17 protein-coding genes are annotated in these 15,296 nt (G+C 63.4%); 11 read left to right on the forward strand and 6 right to left on the reverse strand.

Annotation, left to right across the window (positions count from 1 at the left end):
* Positions 1-23: 23 nt before the first annotated feature.
* On the reverse strand, positions 24-146 hold the full coding sequence (locus ACSYG9_RS18355; RefSeq protein ID WP_440123883.1) for a hypothetical protein: 123 nt from the start codon (positions 144-146) through the stop codon (positions 24-26).
* A gap of 70 nt (positions 147-216) precedes the next feature.
* On the reverse strand, positions 217-537 hold the full coding sequence (locus ACSYG9_RS18360; protein WP_440123884.1) for an SDR family NAD(P)-dependent oxidoreductase: 321 nt from the start codon (positions 535-537) through the stop codon (positions 217-219).
* 276 nt (positions 538-813) lie between these two features.
* On the opposite strand from ACSYG9_RS18360, the gene ACSYG9_RS18365 reads away from it, so the two are divergent.
* On the forward strand, positions 814-1,656 hold the full coding sequence (locus ACSYG9_RS18365; RefSeq protein WP_454839419.1) for an ANTAR domain-containing protein: 843 nt from the start codon (positions 814-816) through the stop codon (positions 1,654-1,656).
* A 128-nt stretch (positions 1,657-1,784) separates the two neighbouring features.
* Here the strand turns inward: ACSYG9_RS18365 and ACSYG9_RS18370 are convergent, their stop codons facing one another.
* The gene (locus ACSYG9_RS18370) at positions 1,785-2,417 is read right to left on the reverse strand and encodes a TetR family transcriptional regulator (protein ID WP_440123886.1); all 633 of its coding nucleotides are present in this window, start codon (positions 2,415-2,417) and stop codon (positions 1,785-1,787) included.
* 282 nt (positions 2,418-2,699) lie between these two features.
* Between ACSYG9_RS18370 and ACSYG9_RS18375 the strand changes: the two genes are divergently transcribed.
* The 10 genes from ACSYG9_RS18375 to ACSYG9_RS18420 all read left to right on the forward strand — a co-directional run bounded on the left by ACSYG9_RS18375 (position 2,700) and on the right by ACSYG9_RS18420 (position 12,480).
* Entirely contained in the window at positions 2,700-4,178 is a 1,479-nt protein-coding gene (locus ACSYG9_RS18375; RefSeq protein WP_440123887.1) for an aldehyde dehydrogenase family protein, read from the forward strand.
* A 323-nt stretch (positions 4,179-4,501) separates the two neighbouring features.
* Positions 4,502-5,371, forward strand: coding sequence for an HpcH/HpaI aldolase/citrate lyase family protein (locus ACSYG9_RS18380; RefSeq protein ID WP_454842995.1), 870 nt, complete (start codon positions 4,502-4,504; stop codon positions 5,369-5,371).
* Positions 5,371-6,126 (forward strand): glucose 1-dehydrogenase, encoded by a 756-nt coding sequence (locus ACSYG9_RS18385; protein WP_440123889.1) that lies wholly within the window; start codon positions 5,371-5,373, stop codon positions 6,124-6,126. The genes ACSYG9_RS18380 and ACSYG9_RS18385 overlap by 1 nt, the downstream gene beginning before the upstream one ends.
* A gap of 31 nt (positions 6,127-6,157) precedes the next feature.
* Positions 6,158-7,120, forward strand: a complete 963-nt coding sequence (locus ACSYG9_RS18390) for a TIGR03621 family F420-dependent LLM class oxidoreductase (RefSeq protein WP_440123890.1) — start codon at positions 6,158-6,160, stop codon at positions 7,118-7,120.
* A gap of 14 nt (positions 7,121-7,134) precedes the next feature.
* Positions 7,135-8,025 carry an enoyl-CoA hydratase-related protein gene (locus tag ACSYG9_RS18395; protein WP_440123891.1) on the forward strand — a complete coding sequence of 297 codons (891 nt, stop codon included), beginning with the start codon at positions 7,135-7,137 and terminating at the stop codon, positions 8,023-8,025.
* A gap of 3 nt (positions 8,026-8,028) precedes the next feature.
* The gene (locus ACSYG9_RS18400) at positions 8,029-9,219 is read left to right on the forward strand and encodes a CoA transferase (protein WP_440123892.1); all 1,191 of its coding nucleotides are present in this window, start codon (positions 8,029-8,031) and stop codon (positions 9,217-9,219) included.
* Between the two features lie 34 nt (positions 9,220-9,253).
* Positions 9,254-10,543 carry an aromatic ring-hydroxylating oxygenase subunit alpha gene (locus ACSYG9_RS18405; protein ID WP_454839421.1) on the forward strand — a complete coding sequence of 430 codons (1,290 nt, stop codon included), beginning with the start codon at positions 9,254-9,256 and terminating at the stop codon, positions 10,541-10,543.
* An 11-nt stretch (positions 10,544-10,554) separates the two neighbouring features.
* Positions 10,555-10,890, forward strand: a complete 336-nt coding sequence (locus tag ACSYG9_RS18410) for a hypothetical protein (RefSeq protein ID WP_440123894.1) — start codon at positions 10,555-10,557, stop codon at positions 10,888-10,890.
* A 4-nt stretch (positions 10,891-10,894) separates the two neighbouring features.
* Positions 10,895-11,731 carry a TauD/TfdA dioxygenase family protein gene (locus tag ACSYG9_RS18415; protein WP_454839422.1) on the forward strand — a complete coding sequence of 279 codons (837 nt, stop codon included), beginning with the start codon at positions 10,895-10,897 and terminating at the stop codon, positions 11,729-11,731.
* Positions 11,728-12,480 carry an SDR family NAD(P)-dependent oxidoreductase gene (locus tag ACSYG9_RS18420; protein WP_454839424.1) on the forward strand — a complete coding sequence of 251 codons (753 nt, stop codon included), beginning with the start codon at positions 11,728-11,730 and terminating at the stop codon, positions 12,478-12,480. Before ACSYG9_RS18415 ends, ACSYG9_RS18420 begins: the two co-directional genes overlap by 4 nt.
* A gap of 107 nt (positions 12,481-12,587) precedes the next feature.
* Here ACSYG9_RS18420 and ACSYG9_RS18425 read toward each other — a convergent pair whose 3' ends face one another.
* From ACSYG9_RS18425 to ACSYG9_RS18435, 3 genes are all read right to left on the reverse strand, one after another.
* Positions 12,588-12,917: a hypothetical protein gene (locus ACSYG9_RS18425; RefSeq protein WP_454839426.1), complete on the reverse strand. Its 330-nt coding sequence runs from the start codon at positions 12,915-12,917 to the stop codon at positions 12,588-12,590.
* A gap of 25 nt (positions 12,918-12,942) precedes the next feature.
* Entirely contained in the window at positions 12,943-13,518 is a 576-nt protein-coding gene (locus ACSYG9_RS18430) for a DUF3558 domain-containing protein (protein ID WP_454839427.1), read from the reverse strand.
* Positions 13,519-13,716: 198 nt separating this feature from the next.
* A complete protein-coding gene (locus ACSYG9_RS18435) occupies positions 13,717-14,706 on the reverse strand; it encodes a linear amide C-N hydrolase (protein WP_454839428.1) in 990 nt (329 codons plus the stop codon).
* Positions 14,707-15,296: the final 590 nt, after the last annotated feature.

A 15,296-nucleotide genomic window follows, 5' to 3' on the forward strand; every position in this document is an offset into this window, starting at 1 on the left:
GCGGGTTGCTGCTCTGTTCCGTGTCAGAGATTTCTGGGCTCATGGCCGGATGGGCCGGTGGGGTGATGGAATGCGGCCTGCATGACACCGACGGAGCTGAGTCCGACCAGGAGAACGAGCAGCAACAGGGCGACGTTGAGAGTCATCGGATCGTCCTTTCGTAGCGCAGACCGCGTGCTGTCAGTTGTGATGCACATCACCGGTAGTGAGTTCTTTCTACAGCACCACGTTGGTCTGTGCGACTCGGATGGCTGCGGTGCCGGCATTGTTCACCAGCACGCCGAGCCCACCGAGCTGTCGTGCGAGGGTGTCGATTGCCTCGGCGGCGTCCGGTGTCGCCAGGTCCTGGCGAGCGACGAAGCAACGTTGTCCGCGTTGCTCGACTGCAGCCCGGGTGTCGTCGGCGCCTTCTGAATCGGTATGGAATGTGATGCCCACGTCGTATCCGTCGGAGGCGAGCAGTTCGGCGGCGGCCTTGCCCATACCGGAGTCTGCGCCCGTGACGATGGCGAGTCTGTCGTGTGCTGGAAGGGTCATGTTCCGGGTGTACCCCATGGCGGGAGCGGCACACCGGAAACCTGCGGTTGCCAATGCCGTCCTACGCTCACGTTGCTGCGTGTGCGCGCCGCCTGCCGATATCGGCGTGTGGAACGGACGTCGACGTGAGTGCTTCTGTCCGACAGGTGTGTTCATCGCGTAGCGAGTAGGACCTGATCTCGACGGGGCGCTCCGGGTCGCCCGGGCAAGCGGCACCATACATGGTCGCGGTATGGCACCGAGCCCTCCTCCCCGGCGTCTGTCGAAGACGACCACGTGGGTAAGATCAACGCGAGTATTGCGGTGGAGAACCCTGCCCCCTTCGCGGCAGGTGAGGTGTGCCTGCGCGCACCCTCGAGAAAGAGCCCGCCGATGCCCAACAACCCCTCGCTTGACGATCTCGATGTGATCGCCAGAGTCGACGCCGTTGCGGGGGCGCTGGACCAGTTGCGAGGGCGTTTCGGCGCAGGACAACCCAGCACCATTGCGTTTCTCGAGCAGTTGTGCGGGTGGACTGTCGACACCATCCCGGGTGCCCACATGGCCGGCATCACACTCGTCGATCCGGATGGAACGGCGACCACCCCTGCCTACACCGACCCGCGGGTGGCGGAGATCGGCGTCGACCAATATCGGACCGGACAGGGGCCCTGCCTCGAGGCTGCCTCCGCCCACACGGTAGTCCGGGTTCTACTCGATGAGTTTCCCGATCGCTGGCCCGGCTTCACCGCGGCACTCCGTCGTCTCGGCGTGCACAGCTATCTCTGCGCCCCCCTTCGTCTGGCCGGCGACCACGTCGGATCTCTCAACCTCTACAGCGTTGACGGCGACGGTTTCAGCGACCTCGACGCGGCGCTGCTCAAGATCTATACCACAGTCGGGGAAACCATCATCGATCTGTCCCGTGACCTGGACCAGGCCCGTCGCGACGTTGCCGGACTCCGGACGGCCATGGAAAGCCGTGCCGTCATCGAACAGGCCAAAGGTGCCCTGATGTTCTCGCGAGGGATCGACGAGGACGCGGCTTTCCAGACCCTGGTCGAGGCGTCCCAACGCGAAAACGTCAAACTCGCTGCGGTTGCCCAGCGGGTGGTGGCCCTGCTGGGGAAGAAATCCTGAAACTGTTCCCCGACAACGCATTCGGATTCGAGTGTGCAGTCTGCGACAACGAAGCATCACGAAAGTCCCCGGACGGAGGGGGTGCCGGACCCCGCATCCGCGGCTCGGTCTACCCGGTCGGCAAGTGCCTACACGGAGCTGTCCTCGACTTCCGGAATTCCGAGTGTGCGGGTCCACGGGCTCCCTTCGAAGACTCGCACGAAGTCTTCGGCGAACTCCGCCAGATCTTTGTGGCCCAGGGTGATCCCAAGTGTCGATTCGTTGGCGAGCGTTGCCCCGAGGCTCGAGATCATCACCGACATCAATGTCGGGGGCAGTGCGTCGAGGTCGACACCCCGGCTGCGGAGGATCACGGTCAGGGCGGCGACCTGACTCTCGCGGTACCGCTCCGCGTACGACGACATTTCGGCGCGGATCTCTTTGCGATGATTCGCCAGGGCCATGAATTCCATCAGTAGGGCGGCCCCGCGTGGCTCGGTGGCCACCTCCCACAGTGCGCGTAGGGGTGTCTCGGAGGTGAGCGCTTTGCGTTGCCTCTCGAGATTCGCCTCGGCACCCCTGCGGAGGACGGCGACGAACAGCTCGTCCATGGTGGGGAAGTAGTAGTACACGAGGGCAGGATTGACGCCTGCTTTTGCTGCGACGCGCCTCGAGGTCGCGGCAGCGTAACCCTCTTCGAGCATGATGTCGCCGGTGGCTTCGATCAAGAGGTCGCGCGTCTCGTTGCTGCCCTCGCGGCGACGCTTGCGGGGAGCGCTCATGTCGTATCCCCGGCGCGTCCGAACCTTGACGCACTGATCATTCCGGTGCTATCCATGTGACGCAGCTTATCATTAGGCGATCGCTCAACAAGCTGCCGGATGCGGTGCCCTGATCGACCCTGCTCTCTCGTCGGCGCACCGATCTCGATGCATGAACGTGCCCGTAGATCTCGACGTAACCCTCAGTAGCGCTGGCCTATTCGTACCGACACGTACTCAGTGTGCTCTCCCGGCCTCGTATGCGCATCGCTCTCCCCATTCGAACCACGAAGGAGTAGATGAATGTCCTCTGTTGAACAAGAAGTCCCCGAAGGTGCAGTGATCGACCAGCAACTGCTGATCGGCGGCGAACTGCTCGACGCCGCTAGCGCGTACCCGTCCGTCAACCCGGCGACCGGCGAAGTGTTCGGATACGCGCCCGATGCCTCCCTCGAAGACGCTGACGCGGCCATCGCCGCAGCTCGCCGCGCGTTCGAAACCACTGCCTGGGCCACCGACGTCGCGCTGCGGCAGAGGTGCCTCGACCAGCTCCACCGAGCATTGCTCGACCACCTCGAGGAACTGCGAGAACTGACGATCACGGAGGTCGGCGCCACCGTCGCGCTCACGAAGGAAGCGCAGCTCGAGGGACCGCTCGACATCGTCCGCTACTACGCCGATCTGCTGAAGACCTACGACTTCAGTGAAGAACTCGGCTCTGTCGAATACCTCGGCCAACAGCATCGTCGTTGGGTGGAGAAGGAGGCCGCAGGGGTTGTCTCGGCCATCGTCGCCTACAACTTCCCCAATCAGCTGGCCCTCGCCAAGCTGGCTCCGGCCTTGGCCGCGGGCTGCACGGTGGTGCTCAAGGCAGCGCCGGAAGCTCCGCTGGTCACCCTGTTCATCGCAGAGCTGATCGCCCGGCACACCGACATTCCGGCAGGCGTCGTCAACGTCCTGTCGTCGACCGACGTTGCCGTGGGTGAGTTGATGACGACCCATCCCGACGTCGATGTCGTCACCTTCACCGGTTCCAGCGTGGTCGGGCGCAAGATCATGAAGGCAGCGGGCGACACGTTGAAGCGAGTGTTCCTCGAGCTCGGTGGCAAGTCGGCGGCGATCGTGCTCGACGACGCCGACTACGCAAAGATTGCGCCGTTCGCAGCATTCGGTATCACGATGCATGCAGGTCAGGCGTGTGCCCTCAACTCACGGCTCCTGGTGCCGCGGAAAGACCACGACAGCATCGTCGAGGCTGTCGCGGCCATGATGGCGCGGGTTCGCTACGGAGATCCTCGCGAGAAGAAGACCTATATGGGTCCGCTGATCAGCGAGAAGCAGCGCGACAAGGTGCACGGCATGGTCGAGCGGGCCGTTGCTGCCGGTGCCACGCTCGTGACAGGTGGCGAGAAGGTCGATCCGGGCTTCTTCTACGCACCGACGCTGCTGGCCGGTGTGGATCCCGACAGTGAGATCGCTCAAGAGGAGGTTTTCGGCCCGGTCCTCGCGGTGATTCCGTACGACGACGAGGACGACGCCGTACGTATCGCCAACAACTCTGCGTACGGATTGTCGGGTGCGGTGTTCAGCGGCGATGAGCAGCGGGCGTTGAACGTCGCGCGCAGGATCCGCACGGGCACGCTGGGTATCAACGGTGGCAACTACTTTCAGCCGGACGTCCCGTTCGGTGGCTACAAGCAGTCCGGTATCGGTCGAGAAATGGGTGAGGCCGGCCTGGCGGAGTTCCTCGAGCTCAAGTCGCTGGCCACGGTCCTCCCCTGAGTTGATCGATCGCCTAATTAAGAGTCATGGGATGCTGAGGCAATGGAGGATTTTTCGAGTATTTGCAGGTAAAACCAGTATCGATACTCGCATTCCTCGGCATCCCTTGACCTTGATCGAAATCGAGTGTTAAACATATGACTAATACGTGAACTGCCCGAGGGTCGATCGATCGCCACAGCCCCGGCGAATCCCCGACGATCCCGGGAAGCTGAAATATTGCTGTGCACCAACGCTATTCATCTGCACTCACACTTGAACGGAGATGCGAAGTGACACGGGCACGACGCTCCGAGCTGGCAACGCCGGCAAGCAACGAATCGATGTGCGCGGCCGCGGCCCGCTCCGACGCCGACCTGGTCTTCCTCGACCTCGAGGACGCCTGTGCGCCGTCGATGAAAGAGTCCGCGCGCGGCATCGCGGTGAAGGCATTCACCGAACTGGAGTGGGGTCGCACCACCCGCGCGGTCCGGATCAACGGCCTGGACACACCCTGGTGCCACGACGACCTGATCGAGGTCGTCACCGGTGCCCGCGACACGCTCGACGTGATCATCGTGCCCAAAGCCCGCACCGCACAAGATGTGTGGTGGGTCGACGTCATGCTCACCCAGCTCGAGTCGAAGCTCGGTCTCGCGAAGCCGATCGGCCTCGAGGTACTGATCGAAGAAGCAGAAGGCCTGCTCAACGCCCAGGAGATCGCGAAGGCAAGCCCCCGGGTCGAGGCAATCATCTTCGGCGTGGGCGATCTCTCGGCCTCACTGCACGCCCGCGTGGGCGGCAACTTCCGGCCCGAGGCGGGGACCTACCCCGGAGATTTCTGGCATTACGCACGGGCACAGGTCCTCGCCGCAGCCCGCGCAGCGGGTGTCGACGCGATCGATTCCCCCTACCCCGACTATGCCGACGCGGACGGGTATCGCACCGACGCCCAGCACGCCGCGATGCTCGGATTCGACGGCAAATGGGCGATCCATCCCAGCCAGGTGCCGATCGCCAACGAGGTCTTCACACCCACACCTGAGGAGATCGCGCACGCCCGAGACCTGGTCGACGGCTACCGCGCGGCCCAGACCGGTGGCGTCGGCGCTATCGGCCAGGGCGGCCAGCTCGTCGACGCCGGGCACCTTCGTCTCGCTGAGAATGTCCTGGCAAAAGCAGAACTCGCACTCGCCGACAGCGGGGCCGCCTGATGACGGGGCGTCTCGACGGCAAGGTTGCCATCATCACCGGCGCCGGCTCCGGCATCGGACGAGCCAGCGCCAATCTGTTCGCGCGCGAAGGTGCCAAGGTGGTGTGCGCCGACATCAGCGGTCAGGAGAAGGAGACCGCCGACGAGATCGGCAATGCCGCGGTCGCGGTGCGGGTCGACGTCGTACAGTCCTCGGACGTCGAGAACATGGTGGCCACCGCGCTCGATACCTTCGGTCGCCTCGACGTTCTGTTCAACAATGCCGGCCTCAGTGGCCCTCGCGGACCCATCGCCGAACTCGACGAGGACGCATTCGACATGGTCGTCGCCATCAACCTCAAGGGCGCCTTCCTCGGTATGAAGTACGCGATCCCAGCCATGATCGAGACGGGCGGCGGTTCGGTGATCAGCACGGCGTCGGCGTCGGCGCTGGTCGGCTGGAAGGACATCGCAGCGTATTCCGCGGCGAAAGGGGGCCTCGTCCAGCTCACGAAGTCGGCGGCCCTCGACTACGCAACCAGCGGTGTCCGCGTCAACGCGATCTGCCCGGGAATGACCTGGACCGGACTTGCCGGTGCCGCTGCCGACGGACACGTTTCCCCGCCCACCGGAGAAGGCAAGGTGCCACCCCAGCCCATGAAGCGGTGGGGAGTTCCCCTGGAATTGGCCAACGCTGCATTGTTCCTCGCCAGCGACGAATCGTCGTTCGTCACCGGGACCGCGATCCCGGTGGACGGCGGCTACGTCGCACGCTGACCTGCCCGACTCGAATGATGAACGGACAGCAATGACACGACCATTTCGCTTCGCCGTCCAGGCGACGAGCGCCACCACCGCCACCGAATGGCGCGACACCGCCCGCCGTATCGAGGATCTCGGCTACTCCACGCTCTTCCTGTCCGACCACTACCTGGGGGCAGGCCCCGCACAGCAGAAGTCGGGTTGGCCACCGCAGTATCTCGCACCGATCGCGGCGATGTCCGTTGCGGCGGCCGTCACCACCACTCTGCGCGTGGGATGCCGGGTGTTCTGCACCGACTATCACGTGCCCGGTGTGCTCATCAAGGAAGCTGCGACACTCGACATGCTCTCCGACGGACGATTCGAATTCGGAATCGGCTGCGGCTGGAGCGAAGCCGAGTACGACGCCATGGGTATCCCGTTTGCACCTGCCCCCGAACGCGTGTCCAAACTCGAAGAGGTCGTCGCGCTGTACAAGGCGCACTGCACGGGTGAGCCACTCGATCTGGACGGCGGCCACGTCACCGCCCGCGACTACGCGGGTCTGCCCCTGCCGGTGCAGAAGCCGCATCCCCCCATCATCATCGGTGGAAGCCGCAAGCGGGTGCTGTCGCTCGCCGGACGCGAAGCCGACATCGCCAGCATCAGCACCGTGTCGTTCGAGCAGGTCAACGCGCAGGGACGCACCGCGCAGCAGGAGGCGATCAAGCGGCTGCAGTTCGTGCGCGACGCGGCGGGCGATCGCTTCCCGGACCTCGACATCGAAAGCTCCCCGTTCTTCGTCAAGATCACCGACGACCCGCACACGGCGCTGTCCAAGATCGCGTCGCGTCTGCGGATCAGTGCAGATGGGCTCGCAGACCACCCGAACGTGCTGGTCGGCAATGTCGACGAAGTCGCCGACCAGCTGCTGAAACGTCGTGAGACCTTCGGCGCCAACTACATCTCCGTCCAGCAGAACAATTTCGAGGGGTTCGCGCCCGTCGCGCAACGACTCGCCGGGCTCTAGAAGTAAGGAACGATATGACCAAGAGATCACGCTTCAGTGAATACAAGGATCGGTACGCGAACTACAAGTTCGAGCTCACCGAAGACGGCATTCTGTTCATGCAATGCCACACCAACGGCGGGTCGCTCGTGTGGGACTGGAAATCGCACGACGACATGGCAGATGCCTTCGCCGACGTCGCGGGCGACCGCGAGATCAAGTGCCTGATCCATACCGGCACCGGCGAGAACTACAACGCCGACTGGGGCTACATGCCCGACGGCTCACCTATCGACACACCGATCTACCAGGCGATGCCCGGCGACCGGGGATTGTGGAAGCTCGATGAGAAGGCCTGGTACAACCGAAATCTCATGTTCAACGTCCTCGACGTGGACGTCCCGATGATCAGTGCTGTCAATGGACCGTGCAACATCCACTCCGAAGTGCCCCTGATGGGAGACATCGTCCTGGCCTCGGATACCGCCTGGTTCCAGGACGTCTCGCACTTCCCGCGCGGACAGGTCCCGGGCGACGGCCAGCACGTGATCTGGAACTTCCTGGCCGGTCACAATCGCGGCCGCTACCTGCTGCTCACCGGCAAGAAGCTGTCGGCGGAAGAAGCCAAGGAATGGGGTGTGGTCGCCGAGGTCCTGCCGAAGGACAAGCTACTCGACCGCGCCTGGGATCTGGCCCACGAACTCGTCCGGAAGCCACCGCTGACCCTCCGTTACACCCGCCAGCTCTTCACCCACCAGCTCAAGCGCGCCTTCCTCGATCAGATGAACCAGGGCATCGGCTACGAGACCTACGCTCAGCGCGCGTTCTTCCCGGTCGGCGGCTACATGCAGCCGCTGGATCGTGCCTGGGACGACAAGCCCTGGACGAACCGGGACGACAGCGCCGACGGTCCCGCGGAGAACTGAGACATGCACGCGCTCGAAGGACTCAAGGTCCTCGATCTGGGCACCTTCATCGCCGGCCCGTTCTGCGCGACGGTGCTCGGCGAGTTCGGGGCGGAGATCATCAAGATCGAGCGCCCCGGCGTGGGCGACCACCTGCGCCGATTCGGCACCGAGACCGACTGCGGGGACACCCTCGTGTGGCTCAGCGAAGCCCGCAACAAACGGTCGGTGACACTGGACCTGACAGACCCCCGGGGGCAACAGATTCTGCGGGAGTTGATCGCCGAGGCCGATATCGTCATCGAGAACTTCCGACCCGGCGTGATGGAGCGCTTCGGGTTCGGATTCGACGAGATCCACGCTCTCAACCCGCGCACCATCATGCTGCGGGTGTCTGCATACGGTCAGAGCGGCCCCAACCGCGATCTGCCCGGCTTTGCTCGGGTGGCCCACGCCTTCTCCGGCCTGGCATTGCTCGCAGGCGAACCGGACGGGCCACCCGTCACGCCGGGATCGACGTCCCTCGCCGACTACATGACCGGCCTGTACGGAGTGATAGGGGTGCTCACTGCGTTGCAGGCGCGCGAACGCACAGGGCGCGGGCAGGTCGTCGACCTGGCGCTGTACGAAACCATCTTTCGTGCTCTCGACGAGCTGGCCCCGGCGTTCCAGCAGTTCGGATTCGTGCGCGAGCGGATGGGCGCCGACACCGTCAACGTCACGCCGCACAGCCACTATGAAGCCTCCGACGGCGGGTGGGTCGCGATCGCCTGCTCTCACGACGACATGTTCGCCAGGCTTGCAAAGGCCATGGGCGATCCCGATCTGGCAAGTCCCGACCGCTTCGGCACGAAAGCTTCGCGCCTGGCGGCACGCGACGAAGTGAACGCCCTGGTCTCGGAGTGGGTCCGGTCGCTCACCCGTGATGAGGTGATCGAACGATGCGTCGCTGCGGATGTGCCTGCGGGACCGTTGTACTCGATCGCCGACATCGTCGAAGACCCGCAGTATCGACACCGGGGCACCATCGCGACAACCGAGTCGCGAATCGGTCCGCTCGCCGTCCCCAACGTCATTCCGCTCCTATCCGACACTCCAGGTGAGATCCGCTGGCTGGGAAAGGAACTCGGTGCGGATACGGACTCCGTTCTGCACGATCTTCTGGCTCGAACCTCGGACGACATCGCGGCACTGCGCGCAGATGGCGTCATCTGACTCACTCAACCTGTAAGAAGAAAGGCGCCACACCATGGCAATCCAAGAGAAGTTGGCCACCGGGCAGGGGAAGTTCACCCCGAGATATCCGGAACTGGGAACAGGGCCTGTCAGCTACGACGACGCTGTCTCCGAAGAGTTCTTCCTCGCCGAGCGCGAAGCGGTGTTCAAGCGGTCGTGGCTCAAGGTCGGGCGCGTCGACCAGTTGCCGCGCGTGGGCAGCTATTTCACCCGTGAACTCGTCGGTCTCGGTTCGATCGTTGTCGTCAAGCAGGCCGACGGCACCGTCAAGGCGTTGCACAACGTGTGTGCCCACCGCGGCAACAAAGTGGTCTGGCAGGAGCATCCCGCCGAGGAGACCAAGGGCTCCTGCAAGGCATTCACCTGCAAGTATCACGGCTGGCGCTACGGACTCGACGGCAAGGTCGACCACGTCACCAACGAGGAACAGTTCTTCGACCTCGACAAGGGCAGCCTCGGCATGCCGGAGCTGCACTGCGACACGTGGGCCGGCTTCATCTTCGTCAACTTCGACGAGCACGCTCAGCCGTTGCGTTCGTTCATCGGGGAGAAATTCACCGCGGTCGAGAGTTACCCGTTCGAGAAGATGACGGAGCACTACGGCTACAAGACCAGGGTCAAGGGCAACTGGAAGCTCTCGATCGACACCATCCTCGAGTGGTACCACCCGCCGTACGTGCACGGCCGGTTCATCGATCGTGACGTGTCGAAGGCCGAGAAGCTGGTGCCGCCGCCGGACTCCTACTACTACGACCTGTTCACCTCACACATGCTCAATTCGGTGCCCGGACCGCCGCAGCTGCCGCCGCGCAAGCCCGGTGAACTCGGCCCTGCCCAGCGCAATCAGCGTTGGATCTACAAGTTGCTGCGCGCCGGCCTGTTCGGGCCCGACGACGTGCAGGACATCGGCCCGTTGCCCGACGTGCTCAACCCGGGCAACATCAAGTCCTGGGGTAACGACGCCTACTGGCTGTTCCCGAACTTCTCGGTGCAGATCTGGGCCCGCAACTTCTACATCACCTACCAGTACTGGCCCGAAGCGGTCGACGAGCACAGCTACGAGCTCGACATCTACTTCCCGCCGCCGCGCAATGCTGCCGAGCGTCTCGCACAGGAGATGACCGCGCAGACGACAATCGAGTTCGCGATGCAGGACTCGAACACCGTCGAAGCGACACATTCGGCCCTGGCGACGGGGGCCAACCGGGAGTTCCACCTGTCGGATCAGGAACTGATGATCCGCAACTTCCACAAGGTGGTCCGGGACACGGTCACCACCCACCAGAACCTCAGCTCCAAGTAAGGACGGATCCCATGACGACTTCGACTCTGCCGGAAGCATTCCGGGACCTCGAACCCTTTGTCGACGAGTGGGCGCTGGCTACCCGCGCGGAGCGCTACGACACCCGTATGGCCCGGACGATCGATCAACTCGACGCCTTCTACGACGCGATCGCGCCGCGGGCAGAAGAGGCGATCGACTACCTCAACGGGTTCGACCTCGAGGATCTGCCCGAGGCCGAGACCACACTGTTGCACCTGATGTATTCGCTGGTCATGGTCTCGTACCCGGTCAACGTTTTCCGTCAGCCGAAGATCCCCGATTCCGGTGCTGCGTTCTTCGACACCGTCGTCGAACCCGAGGTCTGACGCCATGGCCTACACCGTCACCGATATCGGACCCACAACGGGTGTCGAGATCAGCGGCTTGTCCGGAGCCCAACTCGTGGATCAAGGTGTCGCCGACGTCGCCTTGGATGCACTGAACCGACGCGGTGTAGTGGTGTTCCGTGAGGCGAATCTGAGTGATGACGACCTCGTCGCGTTCAGCCGGCTGCTCGGGAAGGTGGCGGAGCTCCCGATGGGCGGCGACTCGGAGCATCCGGAGATCCAGAAGGTCACCCGCGACGCGTCGAAGAGCAAACTCGCCGCCTACCGGGAAGGCACGTTCTTCTGGCACATCGACGGCACCACCGCCGAGATTCCTGACAAAGCGACGGTTCTGATGGCACGGCAGGTGTCCGACGACGACACCGGCGACACCGAATTCGCAAACACCTACGCCGCATACGAGGAACTGCCGAGCGACGACAAGGCGAAGCTCGAGGGTGTGCGCGTCGTGCACAGCTTCGCGGCATCTCAGCTGCTCGTGTACCCCGATCCCGATCCGAAGGAACGCGCGGCGTGGGACCGCAATCCCTCGCGCGAGCATCCGCTGGTCTGGACTCGAGGGTCCGGGAAGAAATCAATGGTGCTCGGGTCCACCGCCGAGCGGGTCGTCGGCAGATCGGAGGACGAAAGCAAAGAGCTGTTGACGCGGCTATTGGAGTGGTCGACGCAGGATCGCTTCACTCTCCGGCACAAGTGGCGGGTGGGCGACGTCGTCATCTGGGACAACACGGGCATGCTGCATCGCGCGTGCCCGTACGGCGAGCAGTCGGCGCGGCTGATGCTCCGTACATCACTTGTCGGTGAGGAGGTTGTGCAATGACCACCGAGGTTGCACTCGTGACGGGCGGTGGCTCGGGAATCGGCCGAGCCATCTCCCACCGGCTCGCCGCGGATGGCTTTTCGGTGGCTGTCCTCGATCTGAATGCCGCATCTGCAAAGACGGTTGTGGAGGAGATCCTCGAGAAGGGCCACACTGCAGCAGCGTTCGGTGATGTAGATGTGTCGGTTCGCTCGCAGGTGAATGCTGCGGTCGAGGCTGTTCGGGAGACGTTCGGCCCACCGTCCGTTCTCGTCAACAACGCGGGCATCACCGGCTTCAAGAAGTTCGGCCACATCACCGACGAGGTGTGGGAACGCACCCTCGCGATCAACCTGTCCGGCCCGTTCTACGCGTGCCAGGCCGTGGTGCCCGACATGGCGAAGGCGGGGTGGGGGAGGATCGTCAACATCTCGTCCTCCAGCGCCCAGGGCGGCCAGCAGTTCATGACGCATTATGTGGCGTCGAAGGCCGGGCTCGTCGGGTTCACGAAGTCGCTGGCTTTGGAACTCGGCCCGGAGGGCATCACCGTCAACACCATCCCACCGGGATTCGTGGACACCCCGATGCTGCGGGGCTCTGAACGTGACGGCCTGCTCGGCGGCAGCGTCGACGAACACGCCGACCGGACCCCGGTCCGGCGGCCCGGCAAGCCCGAAGACATCGCCGCAGCGTGCTCGTTCCTCTGCTCGGAGGAGGCGGGATACATCACCGGTCAGATCATCGGCGTGAACGGTGGTCGCAACACCTGACCTTCCGCACAACTACCAGCACAACATGATTCCCGCGAGGGTGTCGGTTTCCCACAGCAGCAATTGCTGCTGTGGGAAACCGGCGTTGCGCGGGAAGGGCGGGCCGGTTACGTGTCGACGTCGATCGCCTGAAGCTGCCGTACCCAGTCGAACTCGGCTTCGAGGAAAGCTTCGCCGCCGGAAGCGAATGCGTCGCGGAGTTGGGTGAGAGCGTCGATGAACTGCTCGACGCGCTCGCGGGCGGACTCGGGTGTGCCTGCGCCTTTGCGTGCGAAGCCGGCGGCGAGTTGTTTGGCGGACTCGAAGTCGCCGAAGCCCTCGGCGAGCTGGAGTTTGTCGGCAGTCTTCAACGCTCGGGTGAGTTCGGCGAGTGTGGTGTTGCAAATTGCCACGATCTCATCGATGACGTGCGGGTCGAGTCTTATGAAGTCCGACATGCCTACCTCCGTGGCCGAGTTCAAGTCAGTTGTTGATGAACGGCTCGACCGAGGACACAAAGTCTTCAAACCCGGCACACCACTCGCTTTGCGCGGAGGGCCCGGGATGGTCCTTGTAGTGAAGCCTGCTGAATATGACAATGCCGAAGTCGGTTTCAAGTACGTAGCGACAAGTGTCTGAAGTGTTTGGATCGACTTCGAGTAGAGAAGGTCTGTTGTTGATCGCGGTGGGAGTCGCTGCAGCGCCGTTCTTCTGAAGTTCTTCGTCGAGAGTGACGTTTCCGGACAGTACGTTGAGCCCATAGCCGCGTCTGATACCTGGGACGAGGTCGGTCTTGGTATACGTGCATCCCAGGAACGTGTACGTCCCCATCGGCATGTCCGCAAACTCTTTGCGCGCCGCGTCGTAGCCGGCTGCCGTCATCACGTCGTCGGGCAGGTCGAGGCAGGGGTCGAAGGTGACGTCGGGACGACCCGAGTCGTCGACGATGCGTGGTGTGCGCGTTGTTGTTGTCGCGGCCACGGTGGGGTCGTCGTCGACCTCTGTTGCCGGCGCTGGTCCGCAGGCCGATACACCCGCGATCACCGCAGCACCCAGCACTGCACGTCCCCACCCGCCCACGCGACCCCCCGATCCGCTGATAAATCGGGTCGACGCTAGCACAGCGCGGTCCACCACGACTCTCGCGACGGTCCCAGCTGTCCGCGACGGCTGGCGCGTACGCGGACCACTGGGAGGGGCAGCGCCCCTGGTCAGCGGGTGAGGCGTCTTCCGGTGGCGGCGGTTCTCACCGGCCGCTCAGGATGCGAGTGTGAGGAACTGCAGCGGGTGGCTTTCCTCGAAGCGGTCGGACACACTGCCGGCAAGACCGCCTTCGAGGGCTGTGTCACCGAGTAGATCCAGCTTGCGAGCTGGTGCGCCTTCGCCGAAGTTCAGATCGTCGAGGTCGACCCACACGATGTTGGGTCGGGTGGTCGACTCGAACACGTACCGCTTGTTGGTCAGATCGGCAACGATTTGCCATATCGTCTGCGAGGCATACGGTTTGCCAGGAGCTGGAGTTCGGAAGGGTTGCGCGGTGTTGCGGATGACGCTGAACATTCCGGCGACGGCATCGACAGGGTTCCCCGGCTCCGGCAGGCGACCGACGTAATGTGCAGCGCGGGCGAACCTGTCTGATGCAGAGTCGGTGCCGGGGATCGGCTTGTCGCCCCCGAAGCCCTCGATCTGCTTCAGTAGCTCGATCTGTTTGTCGTAGGTGGGGGAGTTGGTCATGACGACGTGGTCGCGGCTGTGCCAGACGATGGCCTTGCCGTCGAGGTATTCGATGACCGCAGAGTCTCCGGTTGCGTCGTCCAGCGCCAAGTGCACGGCAGGGACCTCACCGGTGGCGGGATCACCCAGGGGCACTACTTGCACGCCCGTGCGATCGATCCACGCCACGGCTTCGTCGACGGTCGCGAAGTTGTCGAGGAAGTACTGCATCCAGACGGCCATGCTGAGCGCGGGTTTGCTCTTGTCGTATGTGCCGTAGGTGGATTCGGTGAGCCACAGGATGTGTCCTGCCAATCCTGCCTCATTCATTCCGTCGACGGTCATCATGTCGTAGGCTCCTGCCACGACACTGCCGTACTTCGCGGTCCAGGTCAGGTTTCCACCGACCCCGTCGCTGCGTTCGATGCCCCGCGGCAACGACCACAGATTCGTTCCGGTATCGCGGTGATAGTCCATATTGCGGCCGACGAGCACGCTACCTGAGGGTTCGTTCCAGACGACTCGAGTGCACATTTATCAGCCTTTCCAGGGCAGGTCGATTTCCGCAACTGCTGCATATCGACGAGGTCCGGCGCGTTATTTCGTCGATGGCATTTCCGTATGTGATAGGGAAACGGTTGGCTTGGGACTTTCGTCCCATATCGGTTGGAAATTCCTCCTCGAACGTCTTCCAAATGTCTATCACTCTTTGTCGGCGGATAGATCCTCTCGGTGGCGGAGGGGGGTTAAAACGATGGGTGAAATTCTGCGTCTCACGGGACTCGGATGACGTCGTCAGCGCGACATCGGTTGACGACGGCGCGGGTGTGTCAGCGGTTCAGGTGGACGTCGAGGGGTCGGGAAGTGAGAAGCATCATCGGGTGTGCAGTTGTTGTCGGCTGTACTCGACATTCGCGACAACAACTGCGCACTCGACCATCTTTGTCACCGACCGGTTGTCGACGGTGAGCGACTGCCATTCCGGCGTGTGGCTGTGGAAGACCCTGGTTATCGGCAGTGCTGGCAGCGGTGTTACACACCTCGATTCGGTTCGGACCTGCATACCGACATGTCGGTGACGTGCGGTAAGAATGTCGGGGTTGTCCTGGTCGGCGGTACAGCGG

This window comes from Rhodococcus sp. SJ-2 (genome assembly GCF_053750035.1).